This is a genomic window from Piscinibacter sp. (assembly GCF_047600445.1).
Lineage (GTDB): Bacteria > Pseudomonadota > Gammaproteobacteria > Burkholderiales > Burkholderiaceae_C > Piscinibacter.
Genome location: NZ_JASGKT010000002.1, coordinates 1,284,582 through 1,304,889 on the forward strand (window position 1 = coordinate 1,284,582; position 20,308 = coordinate 1,304,889).

17 protein-coding genes and 2 riboswitches are annotated in these 20,308 nt (G+C 69.8%); of the genes, 11 read left to right on the top strand and 6 right to left on the bottom strand.

Annotated features, from left to right (window positions below; genetic code table 11):
* Genes gcvP through gcvT form a run of 3 tightly spaced genes read right to left on the bottom strand, consistent with a single transcriptional unit; the run spans position 1 to position 4,485 of the window.
* On the bottom strand, positions 1–2,925 hold the full coding sequence (gene gcvP / locus QM792_RS10195; protein WP_415149688.1) for an aminomethyl-transferring glycine dehydrogenase: 2,925 nt from the start codon (positions 2,923–2,925) through the stop codon (positions 1–3).
* A gap of 21 nt (positions 2,926–2,946) precedes the next feature.
* Positions 2,947–3,327, bottom strand: coding sequence for a glycine cleavage system protein GcvH (gcvH, locus tag QM792_RS10200; protein WP_415149690.1), 381 nt, complete (start codon positions 3,325–3,327; stop codon positions 2,947–2,949).
* Between the two features lie 39 nt (positions 3,328–3,366).
* Positions 3,367–4,485: a glycine cleavage system aminomethyltransferase GcvT gene (gene gcvT / locus QM792_RS10205; protein ID WP_415149692.1), complete on the bottom strand. Its 1,119-nt coding sequence runs from the start codon at positions 4,483–4,485 to the stop codon at positions 3,367–3,369.
* 68 nt (positions 4,486–4,553) lie between these two features.
* Positions 4,554–4,666: riboswitch (glycine riboswitch) on the bottom strand.
* 14 nt (positions 4,667–4,680) lie between these two features.
* Positions 4,681–4,786: riboswitch (glycine riboswitch) on the bottom strand.
* A 30-nt stretch (positions 4,787–4,816) separates the two neighbouring features.
* On the opposite strand from gcvT, the gene rlmD reads away from it, so the two are divergent.
* Complete coding sequence (gene rlmD, locus QM792_RS10210; protein WP_415149693.1) at positions 4,817–6,160, top strand: 23S rRNA (uracil(1939)-C(5))-methyltransferase RlmD; 1,344 nt, start codon at positions 4,817–4,819, stop codon at positions 6,158–6,160.
* A 45-nt stretch (positions 6,161–6,205) separates the two neighbouring features.
* Here rlmD and QM792_RS10215 read toward each other — a convergent pair whose 3' ends face one another.
* A complete protein-coding gene (locus QM792_RS10215; RefSeq protein ID WP_415149694.1) occupies positions 6,206–6,904 on the bottom strand; it encodes a Bax inhibitor-1/YccA family protein in 699 nt (232 codons plus the stop codon).
* A 151-nt stretch (positions 6,905–7,055) separates the two neighbouring features.
* Between QM792_RS10215 and QM792_RS10220 the strand changes: the two genes are divergently transcribed.
* From QM792_RS10220 to QM792_RS10240, 5 genes are all read left to right on the top strand, one after another.
* Entirely contained in the window at positions 7,056–7,469 is a 414-nt protein-coding gene (locus tag QM792_RS10220; protein ID WP_415149696.1) for a GlcG/HbpS family heme-binding protein, read from the top strand.
* Positions 7,470–7,643: 174 nt separating this feature from the next.
* On the top strand, positions 7,644–8,807 hold the full coding sequence (gene carA, locus QM792_RS10225) for a glutamine-hydrolyzing carbamoyl-phosphate synthase small subunit (RefSeq protein WP_415149698.1): 1,164 nt from the start codon (positions 7,644–7,646) through the stop codon (positions 8,805–8,807).
* On the top strand, positions 8,808–12,095 hold the full coding sequence (carB, locus tag QM792_RS10230) for a carbamoyl-phosphate synthase large subunit (RefSeq protein WP_415149699.1): 3,288 nt from the start codon (positions 8,808–8,810) through the stop codon (positions 12,093–12,095). It abuts the gene before it with no gap.
* An 89-nt stretch (positions 12,096–12,184) separates the two neighbouring features.
* Positions 12,185–12,661, top strand: a complete 477-nt coding sequence (gene greA / locus QM792_RS10235) for a transcription elongation factor GreA (protein WP_415149700.1) — start codon at positions 12,185–12,187, stop codon at positions 12,659–12,661.
* The gene (locus QM792_RS10240) at positions 12,661–13,101 is read left to right on the top strand and encodes a DUF4149 domain-containing protein (protein ID WP_415149702.1); all 441 of its coding nucleotides are present in this window, start codon (positions 12,661–12,663) and stop codon (positions 13,099–13,101) included. Before greA ends, QM792_RS10240 begins: the two co-directional genes overlap by 1 nt.
* Here QM792_RS10240 and QM792_RS10245 read toward each other — a convergent pair.
* Complete coding sequence (locus tag QM792_RS10245) at positions 13,076–13,552, bottom strand: YhbY family RNA-binding protein (RefSeq protein WP_415149703.1); 477 nt, start codon at positions 13,550–13,552, stop codon at positions 13,076–13,078. The two genes, QM792_RS10240 and QM792_RS10245, sit on opposite strands and share 26 nt — an antisense overlap.
* A gap of 39 nt (positions 13,553–13,591) precedes the next feature.
* Here QM792_RS10245 and QM792_RS10250 point away from each other — a divergent pair, with 39 nt between their 5' ends.
* The 4 genes from QM792_RS10250 (at position 13,592) to glmM (ending at position 18,594) form a co-directional block, all read left to right on the top strand.
* Positions 13,592–14,242: an RlmE family RNA methyltransferase gene (locus tag QM792_RS10250; protein WP_415149705.1), complete on the top strand. Its 651-nt coding sequence runs from the start codon at positions 13,592–13,594 to the stop codon at positions 14,240–14,242.
* A gap of 141 nt (positions 14,243–14,383) precedes the next feature.
* Complete coding sequence (gene ftsH, locus QM792_RS10255; RefSeq protein WP_415149706.1) at positions 14,384–16,294, top strand: ATP-dependent zinc metalloprotease FtsH; 1,911 nt, start codon at positions 14,384–14,386, stop codon at positions 16,292–16,294.
* 92 nt (positions 16,295–16,386) lie between these two features.
* Positions 16,387–17,217, top strand: a complete 831-nt coding sequence (folP, locus tag QM792_RS10260) for a dihydropteroate synthase (RefSeq protein WP_415149707.1) — start codon at positions 16,387–16,389, stop codon at positions 17,215–17,217.
* Positions 17,218–17,262: 45 nt separating this feature from the next.
* The gene (gene glmM, locus QM792_RS10265; protein WP_415149709.1) at positions 17,263–18,594 is read left to right on the top strand and encodes a phosphoglucosamine mutase; all 1,332 of its coding nucleotides are present in this window, start codon (positions 17,263–17,265) and stop codon (positions 18,592–18,594) included.
* A 9-nt stretch (positions 18,595–18,603) separates the two neighbouring features.
* Here the strand turns inward: glmM and QM792_RS10270 are convergent, their stop codons facing one another.
* Complete coding sequence (locus QM792_RS10270) at positions 18,604–19,041, bottom strand: fasciclin domain-containing protein (RefSeq protein WP_415151609.1); 438 nt, start codon at positions 19,039–19,041, stop codon at positions 18,604–18,606.
* 218 nt (positions 19,042–19,259) lie between these two features.
* Between QM792_RS10270 and pstS the strand changes: the two genes are divergently transcribed.
* Positions 19,260–20,291: a phosphate ABC transporter substrate-binding protein PstS gene (gene pstS / locus QM792_RS10275; RefSeq protein WP_415149711.1), complete on the top strand. Its 1,032-nt coding sequence runs from the start codon at positions 19,260–19,262 to the stop codon at positions 20,289–20,291.
* Positions 20,292–20,308: the final 17 nt, after the last annotated feature.

Here is a 20,308-nt window from a genome sequence, read left to right on the forward strand (position 1 = left end):
TCAGCCGGCGTACTCGGCAACCGGCACGCAGGCGCAGAACAGGTTGCGGTCGCCGTAGACGTTGTCGACGCGGCCCACCGGCGGCCAGTATTTGTGCTGCTTCAGCGCGGCCACCGGGTAGGCGGCCTGCTCGCGTGTGTAGGCGTGCGGCCAGTCGGCGGCCAGCAGCGCCTGGGCGGTGTGCGGCGCGTGCTTCAGCGGGTTGTCCTCGCGCGGCCAGGCGCCGGATTCCACCTGCGCGATCTCGCTACGGATCGCGATCATCGCGTCGCAGAAGCGGTCGAGCTCGGCGCGCGATTCGCTCTCGGTCGGCTCGACCATCAGCGTGCCGGCCACCGGGAACGAGAGCGTCGGCGCGTGGAAGCCGTAGTCGATCAGGCGCTTGGCGACGTCCTCGGCGCTGATGCCGCTGCTTTCTTTCAGCGGGCGCAGGTCGAGGATGCACTCGTGCGCGACGCCGCCGCCTTTGAAGCCGGCGATCTCGCCGCTGAAGTGGATGTCGTAGTGCGGCGCGAGGCGCGCGGCGACGTAGTTGGCGGCGAGGATGGCCGCCTCGGTGGCGCGGCGCAGGCCTTCGGCGCCCATCATGCGGATGTACATCCACGAGATCGGCAGCACTGCGGCGTTGCCCAGCGGCGCCGCGCTGATCGCGCCGACCTGCTTGTCGCCGCCGATGCCCGCGCTGCGATGGCCGGGCAGGAAGGGCACCAGGTCCTCGACCACGCACACCGGCCCCACGCCCGGCCCGCCGCCGCCGTGCGGAATGCAGAAGGTCTTGTGCAGGTTGAGGTGGCTGACGTCGCCGCCGAACTCGCCCGGCGCCGCCACGCCGACCAGTGCGTTCATGTTCGCGCCATCCACATAGACGCGCCCGCCGTAGGAGTGCACCAGCGCGCACAGCTCCTTGACGCGCGCCTCGAACACGCCGTAGGTCGAGGGGTAGGTGATCATCACGCAGGCCAGGCGCTGCTGGTGCTGCTCGCACTTGGCGCGCAGGTCGGCCAGGTCGACGTTGCCCATCGCGTCGCACTTGACCACCACCACCTGCATGCCGGCCATCTGCGCGCTGGCCGGGTTGGTGCCGTGCGCGGATTCGGGGATCACGCAGATGTCGCGCTGCGTGTCGCCGCGCGCTTCGTGCCAGGCCTTGATCACCAGCAGCCCGGCGTATTCGCCCTGCGAGCCGGCATTGGGCTGCAGGCTGACGCCGGCGTAGCCGGTGGCCTGCGCGAGCCAGGCGCACAACTGCGCGTCGAGCTGCGCATAACCGGCCAGTTGATCGGCCGGCGCGAAGGGGTGCACGTTGGCGAACTCCGGCCAGGTGATGGGGATCATCTCGCTGGTGGCGTTCAGCTTCATCGTGCACGAGCCGAGCGGGATCATCGTGCGGTCCAGCGCCAGGTCCTTGTCGGCCAGGCCGCGCAGGTAGCGCAGCATGCCGGTCTCGCTGTGGTGGCGGTGGAACACCGGGTGCGTCAGGAACTCGCTCGTGCGGCGCAGCGCGGGCGGGATCAGCGCCGGGGTGCTCTCCAGCGCCTCGACCTCGGGCAGCGCCTGAGCGTCCTTCGCGAACACCGCCCACAGCGTTCGCAGATCCTCGCGCGTCGTGGTTTCGTCCAGCGAGATGCAGAGGTACTCGTTCCAGGCGCGGCGCAGGTTGATGCCGCGCTCGACGGCGCGCGCCATCAGCGTTTCGGTGTCGGCGCCGGTCTTCAGGCAGACGGTGTCGAAGCTGCCGCGCTCGGCGTGGTGCATCAGCGCGGCGCCCCAGCCGAGCTGATGCAGGCCGGCCGAGAGGATCGCGGTGTAGCGCGCCACGCGGCGCGCGATGCGCTTCAGGCCTTCGGGCCCGTGGTAGACCGCGTACATGCTCGCCACGATGGCCGGCAGCACCTGCGCGGTGCAGATGTTGGAAGTGGCCTTCTCGCGCCGGATGTGCTGCTCGCGCGTCTGCAAGGCCAGGCGCAGCGCCGGCGCGCCGGCGCCGTCGACGCTGACGCCGACCAGCCGCCCCGGCATCGAGCGCTTGAACTCGTCGCGGCAGGCGAGGTAGGCGGCATGCGGGCCGCCCGCGCCCATCGGCATGCCGAAGCGCTGCGTGCTGCCGATCGCGATGTCGGCGCCGAACTCGCCCGGCGGCTTCAGCAGCGTCAGCGCGAGCGGGTCGGCGGCGACGATGAACAAGGCCTGCCTCGCATGCAGCGCGGCGGCGTCCGCGCTCCAGTCGTGCAGCCAGCCGCTGCTGGCGGGGTACTGCACCAGCGCGGCGAAGCAGCCGGCTTCCAGGCCGGAGCGCCACTCGTCGGCCGAGTTGGCGATGCGCAGTTCCAGCCCGAGCGGGCCGGCGCGCGTTTGCAGCACCTCGAGCGTCTGCGGGTTCGTGTCGCCCGAGACCAGCAGCACCGGGCTCGGGTTTTTCGCCGAACGGCGCGCCAGCGTCATCGCCTCGGCGGCGGCGGTGGCTTCGTCGAGCATCGAGGCGTTGGCGATCGCCAGGCCGGTCAGCTCGGAGACCATGGTCTGGAAGTTCAGCAGCGCTTCCATGCGGCCCTGCGAGATCTCGGCCTGGTAGGGCGTGTAGGCGGTGTACCAGGCCGGGTTCTCGAGGATGTTGCGCAGGATGACGCCCGGCGTGTGCGTGCCGTGGTAGCCCTGGCCGATGAAGCTCTTGAGCAGCTTGTTGCGCGAGGCGATGGCCTTCAGCTCGGCCAGCGCGGCGGCCTCGGTGGTCGGCTCGGGCAGCGCCATCGCGCGCTCGCGGCGGATGGCGGCCGGCACCAGCGCGGCTATCAGCGCGTCGCGCGAGGCGGCGCCGATCGCCGACAGCATGTGGCGCTCGTCGTCTTCACCCAGGCCGATGTGGCGGGTGATGAATTCGGCGGGGTTCTCGAGCTCGCGCAGCGGCGCGTGGGCGGACATCGGCATGGTGGGTCCCGGGCGTTCGAATCAGGCGTTCTTGAGCAGCTTGTCGTAGGCCGGAGCGTCCATCAGCTGGTCGAACTCGGCCATGCCGGCTTCGGAGATGTGCACCTTGAAGAACCAGCCGTTGCCCAGCGGGTCGGAGTTGGCCAGCGACGGGTCGGCGCGCAGCGCCTCGTTGACCTCGACGACCTCGCCGCTGACCGGCATGTACAGGTCGGCGGCGGCCTTCACCGACTCGACCACGCCGGCCACCTCGCCCTTCTTGAAGCTCTTGCCGACTTCGGGCAGGTCGACGAAGACCACGTCGCCCAGCGCGTCCTGCGCGTGGTGCGTGATGCCGACGGTGGCGGCCTCGTGGTCCTCGATGTTGATCCACTCGTGGTCGGGGGTGTACATGGTCGTCATCGGAGTTCTCCTCGGTGTGATCGGGGGTGGTGGAGGGGTTCAGCCGCGGTGATAGCGGTGCGGCGCGAAGGGCATGGGGCTGACGCGCATCGGCTGGCCCTTGCCGCGCACCTCGGCGTAGACCTCGTGGTTGGGCAGCGCGTGGTTGGCGGCCAGATACGCCATCGCGATTGGCTTGCCGACCGTGGGCGCCAGCGTGCCGCTGGTGACGTGGCCGAGCTTGCGGCCTTGTGCGTCGTTGACGATGGCGCCTTCGCGCACCGGAATCTTCTCCAGCCCGACCAGGCCGACGCGCTTGCACGCCGGCCCGGCGGCGAGCTGCTTGTCGATCGCCGCCGCGCCGGGATAGCCGCCGTGGCGCTCGCCGCCGGCGCGGCGCACCTTCTGGATCGCCCAGGCCAGGCCGGCTTCGATCGGCGTGGTCTTCTCGTCGATGTCGTGGCCGTACAGGCACAGCCCGGCTTCCAGGCGCAGCGTGTCGCGCGCGCCCAGGCCGGCCGGCTTCACCTCGGGCAGGGCGAGCAGCGCCTTGGCCAGCGCCACCGCCTGCTCGGCGGGCACCGAGATCTCGTAGCCGTCTTCGCCGGTGTAGCCCGAGCGCGTGGCGAAGCACTCGATGCCGGCGATGCGGCAGGGTGCGCCGCTCATGAACACCAGTGCGTTCAGCTCAGGCGCGAGCCGGCCCAGCGCCGCGGCCGCCTTCGGCCCCTGCACGGCCAGCAGCGCGCGCTCGGGCAGCGGCTGCACGGTGCAGCGGTGCGCGATGTTGGTCTGCAGGTGGCGGATGTCGGCGTCCTTGCAGCCGGCGTTGACGATCACGAGGAAGTCGCTCTCGCGCCGCGTGATCATCAGGTCGTCGAGGATGCCGCCGGCCGCATTGGTGAAGAAGGCGTAGCGCTGGCGGCCGGGCGCGAGGCCGATCACGTCGACAGGCACCAGCGTTTCGAGCGCCGCCGCCGCGTCGTCGCCGGCCACGCGCACCTGGCCCATGTGCGAGACGTCGAACAGCGCCGCCGCCTCGCGGCAGTGGCGGTGCTCGGCGAGGATGCCCTGCGGATAGCTCACCGGCATCTCGTAGCCGGCGAAGGGCACCATCTTGGCGCCGAGTTCGAGGTGCAGCGCGTGCAGCGGGGTGTTGCGCAACGGAGTGTCGGACATGCTCGCCTCCTGGCGATGGATCGAGGGCCTTTGCCAAACCCGGCGCGGCGGTTCGCCGTGCCGGGTGCCGTGCCCTCTCTGTCCGCTTTACCTGAGAGATTGGCGGCGCGCCGTTGCCGATGCGTCGCTTGCCCCTTCGGTGGACCCGCTCGAAGGCGAGCCTCTCTCCAGCGAGGAACGCCGCGCGTCGCCGCGTGGCGCGTGCCAGTCCTTTTGCCTGAGCGTTCGAGCCGTGCCCCCGGGGATGCGGCTCTGCGCCTTCGGCGGCTTCGCGGGGGAAGCTCTCTCCTGGCGCGGCCAGTGTAGCAGCGGCCCTGCGGATAATCCGCGCATGACATCAGCGGAAGAATGGCTGGCGGTCGAGTCGCTCGACCTCGAGGCCCAGGGCGTGGCGCACGACGCCGAAGGCAAGGTGGTCTTCATCGACGGCGCGCTGCCCGGCGAGCGTGTGCGCGTGGCGGTGCAGCGGCGCAAGAACAACTGGGAGCAGGCCACCGCCGTGGCCTGGCAGCGCGAAAGCTCGCAGCGCGTGCGGCCGCAGTGCCCGCACTTCGGCCACTGCGGCGGCTGCAAGATGCAGCACCTGCACGTGGCCGCGCAGATCGCCGTCAAGCAGCGCGCGCTGGAGGATGCGCTGTGGCATCTCGGCAAGGTCGAGGCCGAGCGGCTGCTGCGCCCCATCGAAGGCCCGGCCTGGGGCTACCGCTACCGCGCGCGGCTGTCGGTGCGCTGGGTGGCGAAGAAGGGCAAGGTGCTGGTGGGTTTCCACGAGCGCAAGTCGAGCTTCGTGGCCGACATGGAGCGCTGCGAGGTGCTGCCGCCGCACCTGTCGGCGATGCTGCTGCCGCTGCGCGAACTGGTCGCCGGCATGCAGCAGCGCGACCGGCTGCCGCAGATCGAGGTGGCGGTGGGCGATGTGGTGACGGCGCTGGTGCTGCGGCACCTCGAGCCGCTGTCCGAGCACGACCTGGCGCGGCTGCGCGAGTTCGCCGCCGCGCACGGCGTGCAGTGGTGGCTGCAGCCCAAGGGGCCGGACAGCGTGCATCGCCTCGACGAAGGCGGCCCCGAACTCGCCTACACGCTGCCCGAGTTCGGCATCGTGATGCCTTTCAAGCCGACCGACTTCACGCAGGTGAACCACCAGATCAACGCGGTGCTGGTGTCGCGCGCGCTGCGCCTGCTCGACGTGGGGCCGCAAGAGCGCGTGATCGACTGGTTCTGCGGCCTGGGCAACTTCACGCTGCCGATCGCGCGCGGCGCGCGCGAGGTGCTGGGCATCGAGGGCAGCGAGGCGCTGGTGCAGCGCTCGCGCGAGAACGCGCTGCGCAACGGCCTGGCGGGCCGGGCCAGCTTCGCGGCGCGCAACCTGTTCGAGCTGCCGGCGGCGGACCTGGCCGGCTACGGCACGGCCGACAAATGGCTGGTCGACCCGCCGCGCGAAGGCGCGTTCGCGCTCGCCAAGGCGCTGGCCGAACTGCACGCCGAGCCGGCGCTGGCGCCGGGCTGGCGGCCGCCCGCGCGCATCGTCTATGTCAGTTGCAACCCGGCCACGCTGGCGCGCGACGCCGGTCTGCTGGTGCACCAGGCCGGCTACCGCTGCGTGGCGGCCGGGGCGGTGAACATGTTCCCGCACACCGCGCACGTGGAGAGCATCGCGGTCTTCGAGCGCGCATGAAAAACGGGGCCCGCGGGCCCCGTCGGCAGTGGGCGCGGCGGCGCCTCAGTCGCTGCTGCCGCCGGCGATGCCGAACAGCGACAGCAGGCCCTGGAACACGTTGTAGAGGTCCAGGTAGACGGCCAGCGTGGCGCTGATGTAGTTGGTCTCGTAGCCGTCGCGCACGCGCTTCAGGTCGTACAGGATGAAGGCCGAGAAGATGCCGGTGATCAGCACCGACAGCGTCAGCATCAGCGCGCTCGACTGCAGGAAGAAGTTCGCGATGGCCGCGACGAACACCATGATGGCGCCGATGAACAGGAACTTGCCCATCGTCGACAGGTCGCGCTTGATCACGGTGGACAGCGCGGCCATGCCGAGGAACACCGCGCCGGTGCTGGCGAAGGCCATCATGATCAGGCTGGCGCCGTTGGACAGGCCGAGCACCGCGCCGATCAGGCGCGAGAGCATCAGGCCCATGAAGAAGGTGAAGCCCAGCAGCAGCGGCACGCCGGCGGCCGAGTTCTTGTTCTTCTCGATCGCGAAGATGAGGCCGAAGGCGCCGACCAGGAAGACCACCAGCGAGATGCCCGGCGACATCGCGCGCGCGATGCCGGTCTGCACGCCGATCCAGGCGCCCAGCACCGTGGGCACCATCGACAGCGCCAGCAGCCAGTAGGTGTTGCGCAGGACGCGGTTGCGCTGCTCGAGCGAGACGCCGGATGCGGCGCCGGCGTAGGCGGCAGCTTGCAGACTTTGATTCATGAAACCTCCGTGGGGGTTGGATGACATGTCTTGTGACACGCCGCCGCATTCTAGGTTCCCTCGCCGGGGTTCAAGAAGACCGTATCGCGCATGCCGGAATCGCCCCGGCGCGGCGCGATACAGTGCGCCTGTCCCGAACTCGAAGCACGCCATGAAGACCAAGCCGACCCTGACCCTGGACGACGTCAAGCGCATCGCCGCCGCCGCCGAGGCCGAAGCGCTCGCCAACCGCTGGGCGGTGAGCATCGCCATCGTCGACGACGGCGGCCACCTGCTGTGGCTGCAGCGCCTGGACGGTGCCGCGCCGATCTCGGCGCAGATCGCCCCGGGCAAGGCGCGCACCGCGGCGCTGGGCCGGCGCGAGAGCCGGCTCTACGAGGAAATGATCAACCAGGGCCGCGTCTCCTTCCTCAGCGCGCCGGGGCTGGAGGCGCTGCTCGAAGGCGGCGTGCCCATCGTCGCCGAGGGCCAGCACATCGGCGCGGTGGGCGTCAGCGGCGTCAAGTCGACGGAGGACGCGCAGATCGCTCGCGCGGGCATCGCCGCGCTCGGTCTGGCTGGGTGAAAACCCGGGGCGGCGGTGGTCGCTCGGCTATACTTCTGCGGTTTAGCTTCTTCCACCCCCGCCCAGCGAACTCTCGCTGATTCCGACGGCTTCTTCCCTCGGTTTTCCCGCCGGCGCAGCCGGTTCCGGCTTCGACGAGCCGCGCTGGGCGCGCACACACGAACGGAGAACCCGGTGCCGCCGCAATTGCTGTCCCCACAAGCCCCGGCAATCCTGGCTCTCGCGGACGGCACGGTCTTCCAAGGCGTCTCGATAGGCGCCGCCGGCCGCACGGTCGGCGAGGTGGTGTTCAACACCTCGATCACCGGCTACCAGGAAATCCTCACCGACCCGAGCTACTGCCGGCAGATCGTCACGCTGACGTATCCGCACATCGGCAACTACGGCGTCAACGCCGAGGACGTCGAAGCCGCCAAGGTGCATGCCGCCGGGCTGGTCATCAAGGATCTGCCGGTGCTGCACTCCAACTTCCGCAGCAGCGCGACGCTGGCCGAATACCTGCAACGCGAGGGCACGGTCGCCATCGCCAACCTCGACACGCGCCGCCTGACGCGACTGCTGCGCGAGAAGGGCGCGCAGAACGGCTGCATCCTGACGCTGGCCGTCGGCGAGGCGCTCACGACCCGACACCGCGAAGAGGCCATCGCCGCCGCGCAGGCCGCGCCCAGCATGGCCGGCCAGGATCTCGCCAAGGTGGTGAGCTGCACCGAGCGGCACGAGTGGACCGAAACCGCCTGGACGCTCGAAGACGGCCACGGCAAGCTGCAGCGGGCCCGGCACCACGTGGTGGCCTACGACTTCGGCGTCAAGCGCAACATCCTGCGCCTGCTGGCCAGCCGCGGCTGCCGCGTCACCGTGGTGCCGGCGCAGACGCCCGCCGGCGAGGCGCTGGCGCTGAAGCCCGACGGCATCTTCCTCAGCAACGGCCCCGGCGACCCGGAGCCCTGCGACTACGCGATCGCCGCGGTGCGCGAGCTGGTCGACACCGGCATCCCGACCTTCGGCATCTGCCTGGGCCACCAGATCATGGCGCTGGCCTCGGGCGCGAAGACCTTCAAGATGAAGTTCGGCCACCACGGCGGCAACCACCCGGTGAAGGATCTCGACACCGGCCGCGTCTCGATCACCAGCCAGAACCACGGCTTCGCGGTCGACGACAAGACGCTGCCTTCGACCCTGCGCGCCACGCACGTCTCGCTGTTCGACGGCACGCTGCAAGGCCTGGCGCGCACCGACAAGCCGGCGTTCTGCTTCCAGGGCCACCCGGAGGCCTCGCCCGGGCCGCACGACATCGGCTACCTGTTCGACCGCTTCGTCGCGCTCATGGAGAAAAAGTAAATGCCCCAGCGCACCGACATCCGCAGCATCCTGATCATCGGCGCCGGGCCGATCATCATCGGCCAGGCCTGCGAGTTCGACTACTCCGGCGCGCAGGCCTGCAAGGCGCTGCGCGAGGAGGGCTACCGCGTCATCCTCGTCAACAGCAACCCGGCGACGATCATGACCGACCCGGAGATGGCCGACGCCACCTACATCGAGCCGATCACCTGGCAGATGGTCGAGAAGATCATCGAGAAGGAGCGGCCCGACGCGCTGCTGCCGACGATGGGCGGCCAGACCGCGCTGAACTGCGCGCTCGACCTGCACAAGTACGGCGTGCTGGCCAAGTACGGCGTCGAGATGATAGGCGCCAACGAGCACGCGATCGAGAAGGCCGAAGACCGCCTCAAGTTCAAGGACGCGATGACCGGCATCGGGCTGCACTCGGCCAAGTCGGGCATCGCGCACTCGATGGAAGAGGCGCTCGACGTGCAGCGCCGCATCACGCAGGAGATCGGCGGCACCGGCTTCCCGATGGTGATCCGCCCCAGCTTCACGCTCGGCGGCACCGGCGGCGGCATCGCCTACAACCCGCAGGAGTTCGAGGAGATCTGCAAGCGCGGGCTCGACCTCTCGCCGACCAACGAGCTGCTGATCGAGGAGAGCCTGATCGGCTGGAAGGAGTACGAGATGGAGGTGGTCCGCGACAAGGCGGACAACTGCATCATCGTCTGCTCGATCGAGAACCTCGACCCGATGGGCGTGCACACCGGCGACTCGATCACCGTCGCGCCCGCGCAGACGCTCACCGACAAGGAATACCAGCTCCTGCGCGACGCCTCGATCGCCATCCTGCGCGAGATCGGCGTGGACACCGGCGGCTCCAACGTGCAGTTCTCGATCAACCCGGACAACGGCCGCATGGTGGTGATCGAGATGAACCCGCGCGTGTCGCGCTCCTCGGCGCTGGCGTCCAAGGCGACGGGCTTCCCGATCGCCAAGGTGGCGGCCAAGCTGGCGGTGGGCTACACGCTCGACGAGCTGCGCAACGACATCACCGGCGGCGCCACGCCGGCGAGCTTCGAGCCCAGCATCGACTACGTGGTCACCAAGATCCCGCGCTTCGCGTTCGAGAAGTTCCCGGCCGCCGACTCGCGCCTGACCACGCAGATGAAGTCGGTCGGCGAGGTGATGGCGATGGGCCGCACCTTCCAGGAGAGTCTCCAGAAGGCGCTGCGCGGCCTGGAGACCGGCATCGACGGGCTGACCGAGCGCAGCACCGACCGCGAGGAGATCGTGCAGGAGATCGGCGAGCCCGGCCCCGAGCGCATCCTCTACGTGGCCGACGCCTTGCGCATCGGCATGACGCTGGCCGAGATCCAGGAAGAGACCACCATCGACCCGTGGTTCCTGGCGCAGATCGAGCAGATCGTCGCGATCGAGGCGGCGCTGCGGCACCGCACGCTGGCCAGCCTCTCGGCCGACGAGATGCGCCTGCTCAAGCAGAAGGGCTTCTCCGACAAACGCCTGGCCAGGCTGGTGGGCAGCAACCAGCACGAGGTGCGCGTGGCGCGCCACAAGCTGGGCGTGCGGCCGGTGTACAAGCGCGTCGACACCTGCGCGGCCGAGTTCGCCACGCAGACCGCCTACATGTACTCGACCTACGAAACCGCCGACGGCGAGTGCGAGGCGAACCCGAGCGAGCGCAGGAAGATCATGGTGCTCGGCGGCGGGCCCAACCGCATCGGCCAGGGCATCGAGTTCGACTACTGCTGCGTGCACGCCGCGCTGGCGATGCGCGAGGACGGCTACGAGACCATCATGGTCAACTGCAACCCGGAGACCGTCTCGACCGACTACGACACCTCCGACCGCCTGTACTTCGAGCCGGTGACGCTGGAAGACGTGCTGGAGATCGTCGACAAGGAGAAGCCGGTCGGCGTGATCGTGCAGTACGGCGGCCAGACGCCGCTGAAGCTCGCGCTCGACCTGGAGCGTGCCGGCGTGCCCATCGTGGGCACCAGCCCGGACAGCATCGACGTCGCCGAGGACCGCGAGCGCTTCCAGAAGCTGCTGCACGAGCTGGGCCTGAAGCAGCCGCCCAACCGCACCGCGCGCACCGAGGAGGCGGCGCTGCTGCTGGCCAACGAGATCGGCTACCCGCTGGTGGTGCGGCCGAGCTACGTGCTGGGCGGCCGCGCGATGGAGATCGTGCACGGCGACAAGGATCTGGCGCGCTACATGCGCGAGGCGGTGCAGGTCAGCGAGAAGTCGCCGGTGCTGCTCGACCGCTTCCTCGACGACGCGATCGAGGTCGACGTCGACTGCATCGCCGACGGCAGCGAGGGCGCCGACGGCGTGATGATCGGCGGCATCATGGAGCACGTCGAGCAGGCCGGCATCCACAGCGGCGATTCGGCCTGCTCGCTGCCGCCCTACACGCTGCCGGAGCAGTTGCAGGACGAGCTGCGCCGCCAGGCCACGCTGATGGCGCGCGCGCTGAAGGTCAAGGGCCTGATGAACGTGCAGTTCGCGATCCAGGGCGACACCTCGGGCGACGGCTCCAAGGCCACCGTCTACGTGCTCGAAGTCAACCCGCGCGCCTCGCGCACCGTGCCCTTCGTCTCCAAGGCCACCGGCCAGCCGCTGGCGAAGATCGCGGCGCGCTGCATGGTCGGGCAGACGCTGGCGTCGCAGAAGGGCCGTGACGGGAAGAAGCCGGGCGAAGTGATCCCGCCGTACTTCAGCGTCAAGGAAGCGGTGTTCCCGTTCAACAAGTTCCCCGGTGTCGACCCCATTCTCGGCCCCGAGATGCGCTCCACCGGCGAGGTGATGGGCGCCGGCGCCACCTTCGGCGAGGCCATGCTCAAGAGCCAGCTCGGCGCCGGCTCGCGGCTGCCGCGCAAGGGCACGGTGTGCATCACCGTGAAGAACGGCGACAAGGCGCGCGCCGTCGCGGTGGCGCGCGACCTGCACGCGCTCGGCTTCGCGCTGGTGGCCACCAAGGGCACCGCGGCGGCCATCGCCGAGGCCGGCGTGCCGGTCAAGCCGGTCAACAAGGTCAAGGACGGCCGGCCGCACATCGTCGACATGGTCAAGGCCGGCGAGATCCAGCTCGTCTTCACCACCGTGGACGAGACGCGCACCGCGATCGCCGACTCGCGCCACATCCGCCAGGCGGCGCTGGCCAACCGGGTGACCTACTACACCAGCATGGCCGGCTGCGAGGCGGCGGTGGAGGGCATGAAGCACCAGTCGGGGCTGGCGGTGAGGTCGTTGCAGGAACTGCACGCGGAACTGCACTAGACTCGCGCGCGTCCGAACACAACACAGAACCACGGCCGCTGCCGGTCCAGCCGGTGGCGGCTTCCTTTTTGCGGCAAGGTAGAACGCACATGGCCACCATTCCCCTCACCCGGCGCGGCGCCGACAAGCTCAAGGAAGAGCTGGCGCGGCTGAAGAACGTCGAGCGCCACGCCGTCATCCAGGCGATCGCCGAGGCGCGCGCGCAGGGCGACCTGTCGGAGAACGCCGAGTACGAGGCCGCCAAGGACAAGCAGGGCTTCATCGAGGGCCGCATCCTCGAGATCGAGGGCAAGCTCGCCGCCGCGCAGATCATCGACCCGAGTTCGCTCGACGCCGAGGGCCGCGTGGTGTTCGGCTCCACCGTCGACCTGGAAGACGAGGACAGCGGCGCCAAGGTCACCTACCAGATCGTCGGCGAGGACGAGGCCGACCTGAAGCAGGGCCTGATCTCGATCAATTCGCCGATCGCGCGCGCGCTGATCGGCAAGAGCAGCGGCGACGTGGCCGAGGTGCAGGCGCCCGGCGGCGCGCGCCACTACGAGATCGTCGACGTGCGCTACCTCTGATGGCGCCGTCTCGCATCGCGTCGCTGCTGGCCGGGCTGTGGGCCGGCGCGCTGCTGGCGGTCGGGCTGATCGGCGCGCCGGCGGCCTTCGCGGTGCTGGCCACGCCGGCCGAGGCGGGGCGGGTGGCGGGGCGCATGTTCTCCGTCGAGGCACCGCTGAGCCTGGCGCTGGCGATGGTGCTGTTCCTGCTCGAACGCCGCCGCGCGCGCGACGGCGGCGGCTCGCAGTTCAGCACCGGCATGCTGCTCGCGCTCGGCGCGCTGTTCTGCACCGTGGCCGGCTACTACGCGGTGCTGCCGATGATGGACGCGGTGCGCGCCGGCCAGTCGACGCTGACGTTCGCGACGCTGCACATCGTCTCGACGGCGTTCTTCGCGCTCAAGGGCCTGCTGGTGCTGGCCCTGGCCTGGCGGCTCAGCCGGCCGCCTGCTTCTTCTTGACGCTGGTCGCGCGCTTGCGGGCGCGCTTGAGTTCGCCGCCGGCGGCGAGCCGCTGGTTGCCCAGCACCTTGACCTTCTTGACCTGCGGGCGGTGGTTGCCGCTCTTGGAAAACTTCAGCACCTTCACCACCTTGGGCCCGGGCATGCGGTCGTCGCGCTCGGCCTTCTCCTTGGGCGGGATCGGGCGCCACAGCACCAGCAGCTTGCCGATGTGCTGGATGGGCGCGGCGTTCAGCGTGTCGGCCAGCGTGGCGAGCATCTGCTCGCGCGCCTCGCGGTCGTCGGAGAACACCCTCACCTTGACCAGCCCGTGCGCCTTGAGCGCGGCGTCCACCTCCTTGCGCACCGCGGGCGTCAGGCCCTCGGCGCCGATGCGAACGACCGGGTCGAGGTGGTGGGCGTCGGCGCGCTTGTCCTTGCGCTGGGCGGGTGTGAGCTGGATGGCAGGCATATGGGCCTATTATCCCCGCGACATGAAGACTCGGATCCGATGAAGAAGGGCGGCAAGAAGGTCAACCGGGCCTGGCTGCACGACCACCTCACCGACCCCTACGTGAAGCTGGCGCAGAAGGAGGGCTACCGCGCCCGCGCCGCCTACAAGCTCAAGGAGATCGACGAGACGCTGCACCTGGTCAAGCCGGGGCAGCTCGTCGTCGACCTGGGCGCGACGCCCGGCGCCTGGAGCCAGTACCTGCGCCGCAGGTTCGCGCCCAAAGAGGGCGGCGTGGCGCTGAACGGCACGATCATCGCGCTGGACATCCTCGACTTCGAGCCGATCGAGGGCGTGAGCTTCCTGCAGGGCGATTTCCGCGAGGAAGCGGTGCTGGCGCGGCTCGAGGCGGCGCTGGCCGGCCGGCCGGTCGACGTGGTGGTGTCGGACATGGCGCCCAACCTGTCCGGCATCGAGAGTTCGGACGCCGCGCGCATCGCCCACCTGGTCGAGCTGGCGGTGGAATTTGCGCAGGCGCACCTGCGGCCCGAGGGCGCGCTGGTGTGCAAGGTGTTTCACGGCAGCGGCTACAGCCAGCTCGTCAAGCTGTTCAAGGAGCGCTTCCGCGTCGTCAAGCCGATCAAGCCCAAGGCCTCGCGCGACAAGTCGGCGGAAACCTTTCTGGTCGGCATCGGCCTGAAAAATGCGTGATCTGCCGCGATTGCCGTCAAGGTACCAGGGTGAAACTTCGCCGGACGAGGCCCTTGACTCGACTAAAATCGCACACATCTACCGTGGCAATCGGTGGCATTTGGCCCGCCGCGTTGTCGTGACCCCGGAAAAGGAGCCGCGGTGAACAATCAATGGTTCTCCAAAGTCGCTGTGTGGCTGGTGATCGCCCTCGTGCTGTTCACCGTGTTCAAGCAGTTCGACCGCGGGGTGACGTCGGCCGGCACGATCGGCTACTCGGAATTCCTCGAAGAGGTGCGCAACAAGCGCATCAAGAGCGTCGTGCTCCAGGAAGGCGGCGGCGGCTCCACCGAGATCCGCGCCCGCACCACCGATGACAAGGAAGTGCGCACCACCGCCACCTACCTCGATCGCGGCCTGGTCGGCGACCTGATCAACAACGGCGTCAAGTTCGACGTCAAGCCGCGCGAGGAGCCCTCGTTCCTGCTCTCGCTGCTGGCGAGCTGGGGCCCGATCCTGCTGCTGATCGGCGTGTGGATCTACTTCATGCGCCAGATGCAGGGCGGCGGCAAGGGCGGCGCCTTCAGCTTCGGCAAGAGCAAGGCGCGCATGCTCGACGAGGCCAACAACAGCACCACCTTCGCCGACGTCGCCGGCTGCGACGAGGCCAAGGAAGAGGTCAAGGAGCTGGTCGACTTCCTGAAGGATCCGCAGAAGTTCCAGAAGCTCGGCGGGCGCATCCCGCGCGGCGTGCTGCTGGTCGGCCCGCCCGGCACCGGCAAGACGCTGCTGGCCAAGGCCATCGCGGGCGAGGCCAAGGTGCCGTTCTTCAGCATCAGCGGTTCCGACTTCGTCGAGATGTTCGTCGGCGTCGGCGCGGCGCGCGTGCGCGACATGTTCGAGCAGGCCAAGAAGAGCGCGCCGTGCATCATCTTCGTCGACGAGATCGACGCGGTCGGCCGGCACCGCGGCGCCGGCCTGGGCGGCGGCAACGACGAGCGCGAGCAGACGCTGAACCAGATGCTGGTCGAGATGGACGGCTTCGAGACCAACCTCGGCGTGATCGTGATGGCGGCGACCAACCGGCCCGACATCCTCGACCCCGCGCTGCTGCGCCCGGGCCGCTTCGACCGCCAGGTCTACGTGACGCTGCCCGACGTGCGCGGCCGCGAGCAGATCCTCAACGTGCACATGCGCAAGGTGCCGGTGGGCCAGGACATCCGCGCCGACATCCTGGCGCGCGGCACGCCGGGCTTCTCGGGCGCCGACCTGGCCAACCTCGTCAACGAGGCGGCGCTTTTCGCCGCGCGGCGCAACGGCCGCGTGGTCGAGATGGTCGACTTCGAGCGCGCCAAGGACAAGATCATGATGGGCCCCGAGCGCAAGTCCATGGTCATGCCCGAGGAGGAGCGCCGCAACACCGCCTACCACGAGGCCGGGCACGCGCTGGTCGCCAAGCTGATGCCCAAGACCGACCCGGTGCACAAGGTGACGGTGATCCCGCGCGGCCGCGCGCTGGGCGTGACGATGCAACTGCCCGAGACCGACCGCTACAGCATGGACAAGGAGCGCATGCTCTCGACCATCTCGGTGCTGTTCGGCGGCCGCATCGCCGAGGAGGTGTTCATGAACCAGATGACCACCGGCGCCAGCAACGACTTCGAGCGCGCCACGCAGATCGCGCGCGACATGGTCACCCGTTACGGCATGACCGACGAACTCGGCCCGATGGTCTACGCCGAGAACGAGGGCGAGGTGTTCCTCGGCCGCTCGGTGACCAAGACCACCAACATGTCCGAGGAGACGATGCGCAAGGTGGACGGCGTGATCCGCCGCATCATCGACGAGCAGTACGCGATCGCGCGCAAGCTGATCGAGGACAACCAGGACAAGATGCACGCGATGGCGACCGCGCTGCTCGAATGGGAGACCATCGACAGCGAGCAGATCGACGACATCATGGCCGGCAAGCCGCCGCGCCCGCCGAAGGACTGGACTCCGTCGGCGAGCAAGAGCAGCACGCCGACCCCGCCGGTCAACCCGGCGGGCGGCGGCGCCGCGGCGGCGGCCTGAGCGTGCGCTGAGCGCGCCCAGCGCGATTTGCCGATCGATGGGTGAACGGGGCTGCGGCCCCGTTCGTCTTTTCCGCATCCGCCGACCCGACCATGTTCTGGCAGACCACCCGCTTTTGCATCGACCTCGCCGAGCCGAAGGTGATGGGCATCGTCAACGTGACGCCCGACTCCTTCTCCGACGGCGGGCGGCACGGCGACGCGGCCGGCGCGCTGGCGCACTGCGAGACGCTGCTGGCCGAGGGCGCGCACATCCTCGACATCGGCGGCGAGTCGACGCGGCCCGGCGCGGCGCAAGTGCCGCTGGACGAGGAACTGCGCCGTGTGATCCCGGTGGTCGAAGGCGCGCTGAAGCTCGGCGTGCCGGTGTCGGTGGACACCGTCAAGCCCGAGGTGATGCGGCGCGCGCTCGACGCCGGCGCCGACATCGTCAACGACATCAACGCGCTGCGCCTGCCCGGCGCGCTGGAGGCGGTGGCGGCGCACCCCGGCTGCGGCGTCTGCCTGATGCACATGCGCGGCGACCCGGCGACGATGCAGCAGCGCCCGGCCTACGACGACGTGGTGCTCGAAGTCGGCGACTTCCTGCGCGAACGCCTGGCGGCGCTGCGCGAGCGCGGCGTCACCGCCGAGCGCGTCGTGCTCGACCCCGGCATCGGCTTCGGCAAGAGCGTGCAGCACAACCTGGATCTGCTGCGCCGCCAGCGCGAGCTGCTGGCGCTGGGCCGGCCGCTGCTGCTGGGCTGGTCGCGCAAGTCGACGCTGGGCGCGCTGACCGGGCGGCCGGTCGAGCAGCGGCTGGCCGCCAGCGTCGCGGCGGCCCTGGCCTGCGTGCACAGGGGTGCGCGCATCGTCCGTGTGCACGATGTCGCAGCCACGGCCGATGCCCTCAAGGTGTGGGGGGCGGCCGGGCTCGGCGGCTGACCGACAATCGCGCGCGACAACGCAGGCGAAAGAAAGGCAGGCCCCGTGAGCAGAACCTATTTCGGCACCGACGGCATCCGCGGCACGGTCGGCCAGAGCCCGATCACGCCGGACTTCATGCTGCGCCTCGGCAACGCCGTGGGCCGGGTGCTCAAGCGCACCGAACAGCGCCCGACCGTGCTGATCGGCAAGGACACGCGCATCTCCGGCTACATGATCGAGTCGGCGCTGGAGGCCGGTTTCGCCTCGGCCGGCGTCGACGTGCTGATGACCGGCCCGCTGCCCACGCCGGGTGTGGCCTACATGACACGCGCGCTGCGCCTGAGCCTGGGCGTGGTGATCAGCGCCTCGCACAACCCCTTCCAGGACAACGGCATCAAGTTCTTCTCGGCGCGCGGCGAGAAGCTGCCCGACGCCTGGGAACTGGACGTCGAGAGCATGCTCGAGCAGCCGGCCGAGTGGGTCGATTCGGCGCGGCTGGGCAAGGTGCGCAAGCTGGAGGACGCGCGCGGGCGCTACATCGAGTTCTGCAAGAGCACCTTCAGCAACGATCTGTCGCTCAAGGGCCTGAAGCTGGTGGTCGACGCGGCGCACGGCGCGGCCTACCACATCGCGCCCGAGGTGTTCCACGAGCTGGGCGCCGAGATCGTGCCGATCGGCTGCAAGCCCGACGGGCTGAACATCAACGCCGGCGTCGGCGCCACCGCGCCGGCCGCGCTGATCGAGGCGGTCAAGCAGCACGGCGCCGACTACGGCGTCGCGCTGGACGGCGACGCCGACCGGTTGCAACTGGTCGATGCCGGCGGCCGGCTCTACAACGGCGACGAACTGCTGTACGTGATGGTGGCCGACCGCCTCGCGCAGCAGCAGGCCGTGCCGGGCGCGGTGGGCACGCTGATGACCAACATGGCCGTCGAGGTGGCGCTGAAGTCGCGCGGCGTGCCCTTCGTGCGCGCCAAGGTCGGCGACCGCTACATCCTGGAGGAACTGGCCGCGCGCGGCTGGCAGCTCGGCGGCGAGGGCTCGGGCCACCTGCTCGCGCTGGACAAGCACACCACCGGCGACGGCATCGTCAGCGCCTTGCAGATCCTGCAGGCGATCCGCCGCACCGGGCGCTCGCTGGCCGATCTGCTGGGCGGCGTCGCGCTGTTCCCGCAGACGCTGATCAACGTGCGCCTGGCCGACGGCAGCGACTGGAAGAAGAACGCCGCGCTCGCGGCGGCGCAGGAGCGCGTCGGCCGCGAACTGGGCGACGACGGCCGCATCCTGATCCGCGCCTCCGGCACCGAGCCGGTGCTGCGCGTGATGGTCGAGGCGCGCGACGCCGGCCAGGCCCGGCGCAGCGCCGAGCAGCTCGCCGAGGCCGCGCGCGGCTGAGCCTCGGCCTTACTTCTTCGGCGGCAGCAGCACGCGGTCGATCACGTGCACCACGCCGTTGCCGGCGCGGATGTCGGCCTGCGTCACCAGCGCGTCTTCCACCGTCACGAAGCCGCCCGAGCGGGCCAGCGCCAGGTTGGCGCCTTGAACGGTCTTGACGTTGGCGTTGGCGACCTCGGTGGACGCCAGCCGGCCCGGCACCACGTGGTAGCTCAGCACCGAGCGCAGCAGTTCCTTGTTCGACGCCAGCTCGGCCGTGGTCTTGGCGGGCAGCGCCTTGAAGGCCTCGTCGGACGGCGCGAACACCGTGTAGGGGCCGGCGCCGCGCAGCGTGTCGGCGAGGCCGGCGTCGGCGATCAGCTTGTTCAGCGTGCTCAGTTGCGGCGTGCGGGCGGCGGCCTCGGCCACGTTGGCCGGCGGCGTGGCGGTGGTGGCGCAGCCTTGCATCAGCAGCGCGCCGGCAAGGGCAAGACAGGCGAGGGCGAGCGGTCGTTTCACGGCGGGTTTCTCCGGTGGGTTGTCGGTTCGGCCGGCAGGCTAGGGCGGCTTTGTGACAGCTTCGTGATGGCCATATGACGGCCGTGCCGCTCACGCGGCTGTCACGAGATCGTCATGACGGCTGCCTAGCATCCCGGCCAACCCCACCAACGACGAGAGGCCTGTCCATGTTCCATCGCTTCGTCATCGGCGCCACGCTCGGCGCGGCCGCCAGCTTCGCCTTCGCACAGAACATCACCGGCGCGGGCGCCTCGTTCCCGGCGCCCGTCTACGCCAAGTGGGCCGATGCCTACCACAAGGCCACCGGCACGCAGATCAACTACCAGTCGGTCGGCTCCGGCGCCGGCATGCGCCAGATCAAGGCCAAGACGGTGGACTTCGGCGCCTCCGACGCGCCGCTGAAGGACGACGAGCTGGCCAAGGACGGCCTGCTGCAGTTCCCGACCGTGATCGGCGGCGTGGTGCCGGTGCTCAACATCAAGGGCATCGCGCCGGGGCAGGTCAAGCTCACCGGCCAGGTGCTGGGCGACATCTACCTGGGCAAGATCACCAAGTGGAACGACGCGGCGCTGACCGCGCTGAACCCGGGCGTGGCGCTGCCCGATGCGGCCATCGCCGTGGTGCGCCGCGCCGACGGCTCCGGCACCAGCTTCATCTTCACCAACTATCTCTCCAAGGTGAACGCCGAGTGGAAGAGCAAGGTGGGCGAGGGCACCGCGGTGAACTGGCCCACCGGCGCCGGCGGCAAGGGCAACGAGGGCGTGTCGGCCTTCGTCGCGCGGCTGCCGAACTCGATCGGCTACGTCGAATACGCCTACGCCAAGCAGAACAAGATGTCGCACGCTCAGTTGAAGAACGCGGCTGGCAACTTCGTCTCGCCCGACGACGGCGCCTTCCAGGCCGCCGCCGCCGGCGCCGACTGGGCCAAGAGCTTCTACCAGGTGCTGACCGAGCAGCCGGGCAAGGACTCGTGGCCGATCACCGGCGCCACCTTCATCATGATGCACAAGGTGCAGGACAAGCCGGCCAACGCCGCCTCGGCGCTGAAGTTCTTCGACTGGGCCTACGCCAACGGCGACAAGGCCGCGGCCGAACTCGAATACGTGCCGCTGCCCGAATCGGTGAAGGCGCTGGTGCGCAAGCAGTGGGCGCAGATCGCCGACGCCTCCGGCAAGCCGGTGGTTCCGAACGCCAAGTGATCGCGGCGGGCCCGGGC

What these genes read in the sequence shown, in the direction of transcription:
- gcvP (WP_415149688.1), bottom strand. Translation starts at nt 2,925, where the DNA reads ATGCCGATGTCCGCCCACGCGCCGCTGCGCGAGCTCGAGAACCCCGCC.
- gcvH (WP_415149690.1), bottom strand. Translation starts at nt 3,327, where the DNA reads ATGACGACCATGTACACCCCCGACCACGAGTGGATCAACATCGAGGAC.
- gcvT (WP_415149692.1), bottom strand. Translation starts at nt 4,485, where the DNA reads ATGTCCGACACTCCGTTGCGCAACACCCCGCTGCACGCGCTGCACCTC.
- rlmD (WP_415149693.1), top strand. Translation starts at nt 4,817, where the DNA reads ATGACATCAGCGGAAGAATGGCTGGCGGTCGAGTCGCTCGACCTCGAG.
- QM792_RS10215 (WP_415149694.1), bottom strand. Translation starts at nt 6,904, where the DNA reads ATGAATCAAAGTCTGCAAGCTGCCGCCTACGCCGGCGCCGCATCCGGC.
- QM792_RS10220 (WP_415149696.1), top strand. Translation starts at nt 7,056, where the DNA reads ATGAAGACCAAGCCGACCCTGACCCTGGACGACGTCAAGCGCATCGCC.
- carB (WP_415149699.1), top strand. Translation starts at nt 8,808, where the DNA reads ATGCCCCAGCGCACCGACATCCGCAGCATCCTGATCATCGGCGCCGGG.
- greA (WP_415149700.1), top strand. Translation starts at nt 12,185, where the DNA reads ATGGCCACCATTCCCCTCACCCGGCGCGGCGCCGACAAGCTCAAGGAA.
- QM792_RS10240 (WP_415149702.1), top strand. Translation starts at nt 12,661, where the DNA reads ATGGCGCCGTCTCGCATCGCGTCGCTGCTGGCCGGGCTGTGGGCCGGC.
- QM792_RS10245 (WP_415149703.1), bottom strand. Translation starts at nt 13,552, where the DNA reads ATGCCTGCCATCCAGCTCACACCCGCCCAGCGCAAGGACAAGCGCGCC.
- QM792_RS10250 (WP_415149705.1), top strand. Translation starts at nt 13,592, where the DNA reads ATGAAGAAGGGCGGCAAGAAGGTCAACCGGGCCTGGCTGCACGACCAC.
- folP (WP_415149707.1), top strand. Translation starts at nt 16,387, where the DNA reads ATGTTCTGGCAGACCACCCGCTTTTGCATCGACCTCGCCGAGCCGAAG.
- QM792_RS10270 (WP_415151609.1), bottom strand. Translation starts at nt 19,041, where the DNA reads ATGCAAGGCTGCGCCACCACCGCCACGCCGCCGGCCAACGTGGCCGAG.
- pstS (WP_415149711.1), top strand. Translation starts at nt 19,260, where the DNA reads ATGTTCCATCGCTTCGTCATCGGCGCCACGCTCGGCGCGGCCGCCAGC.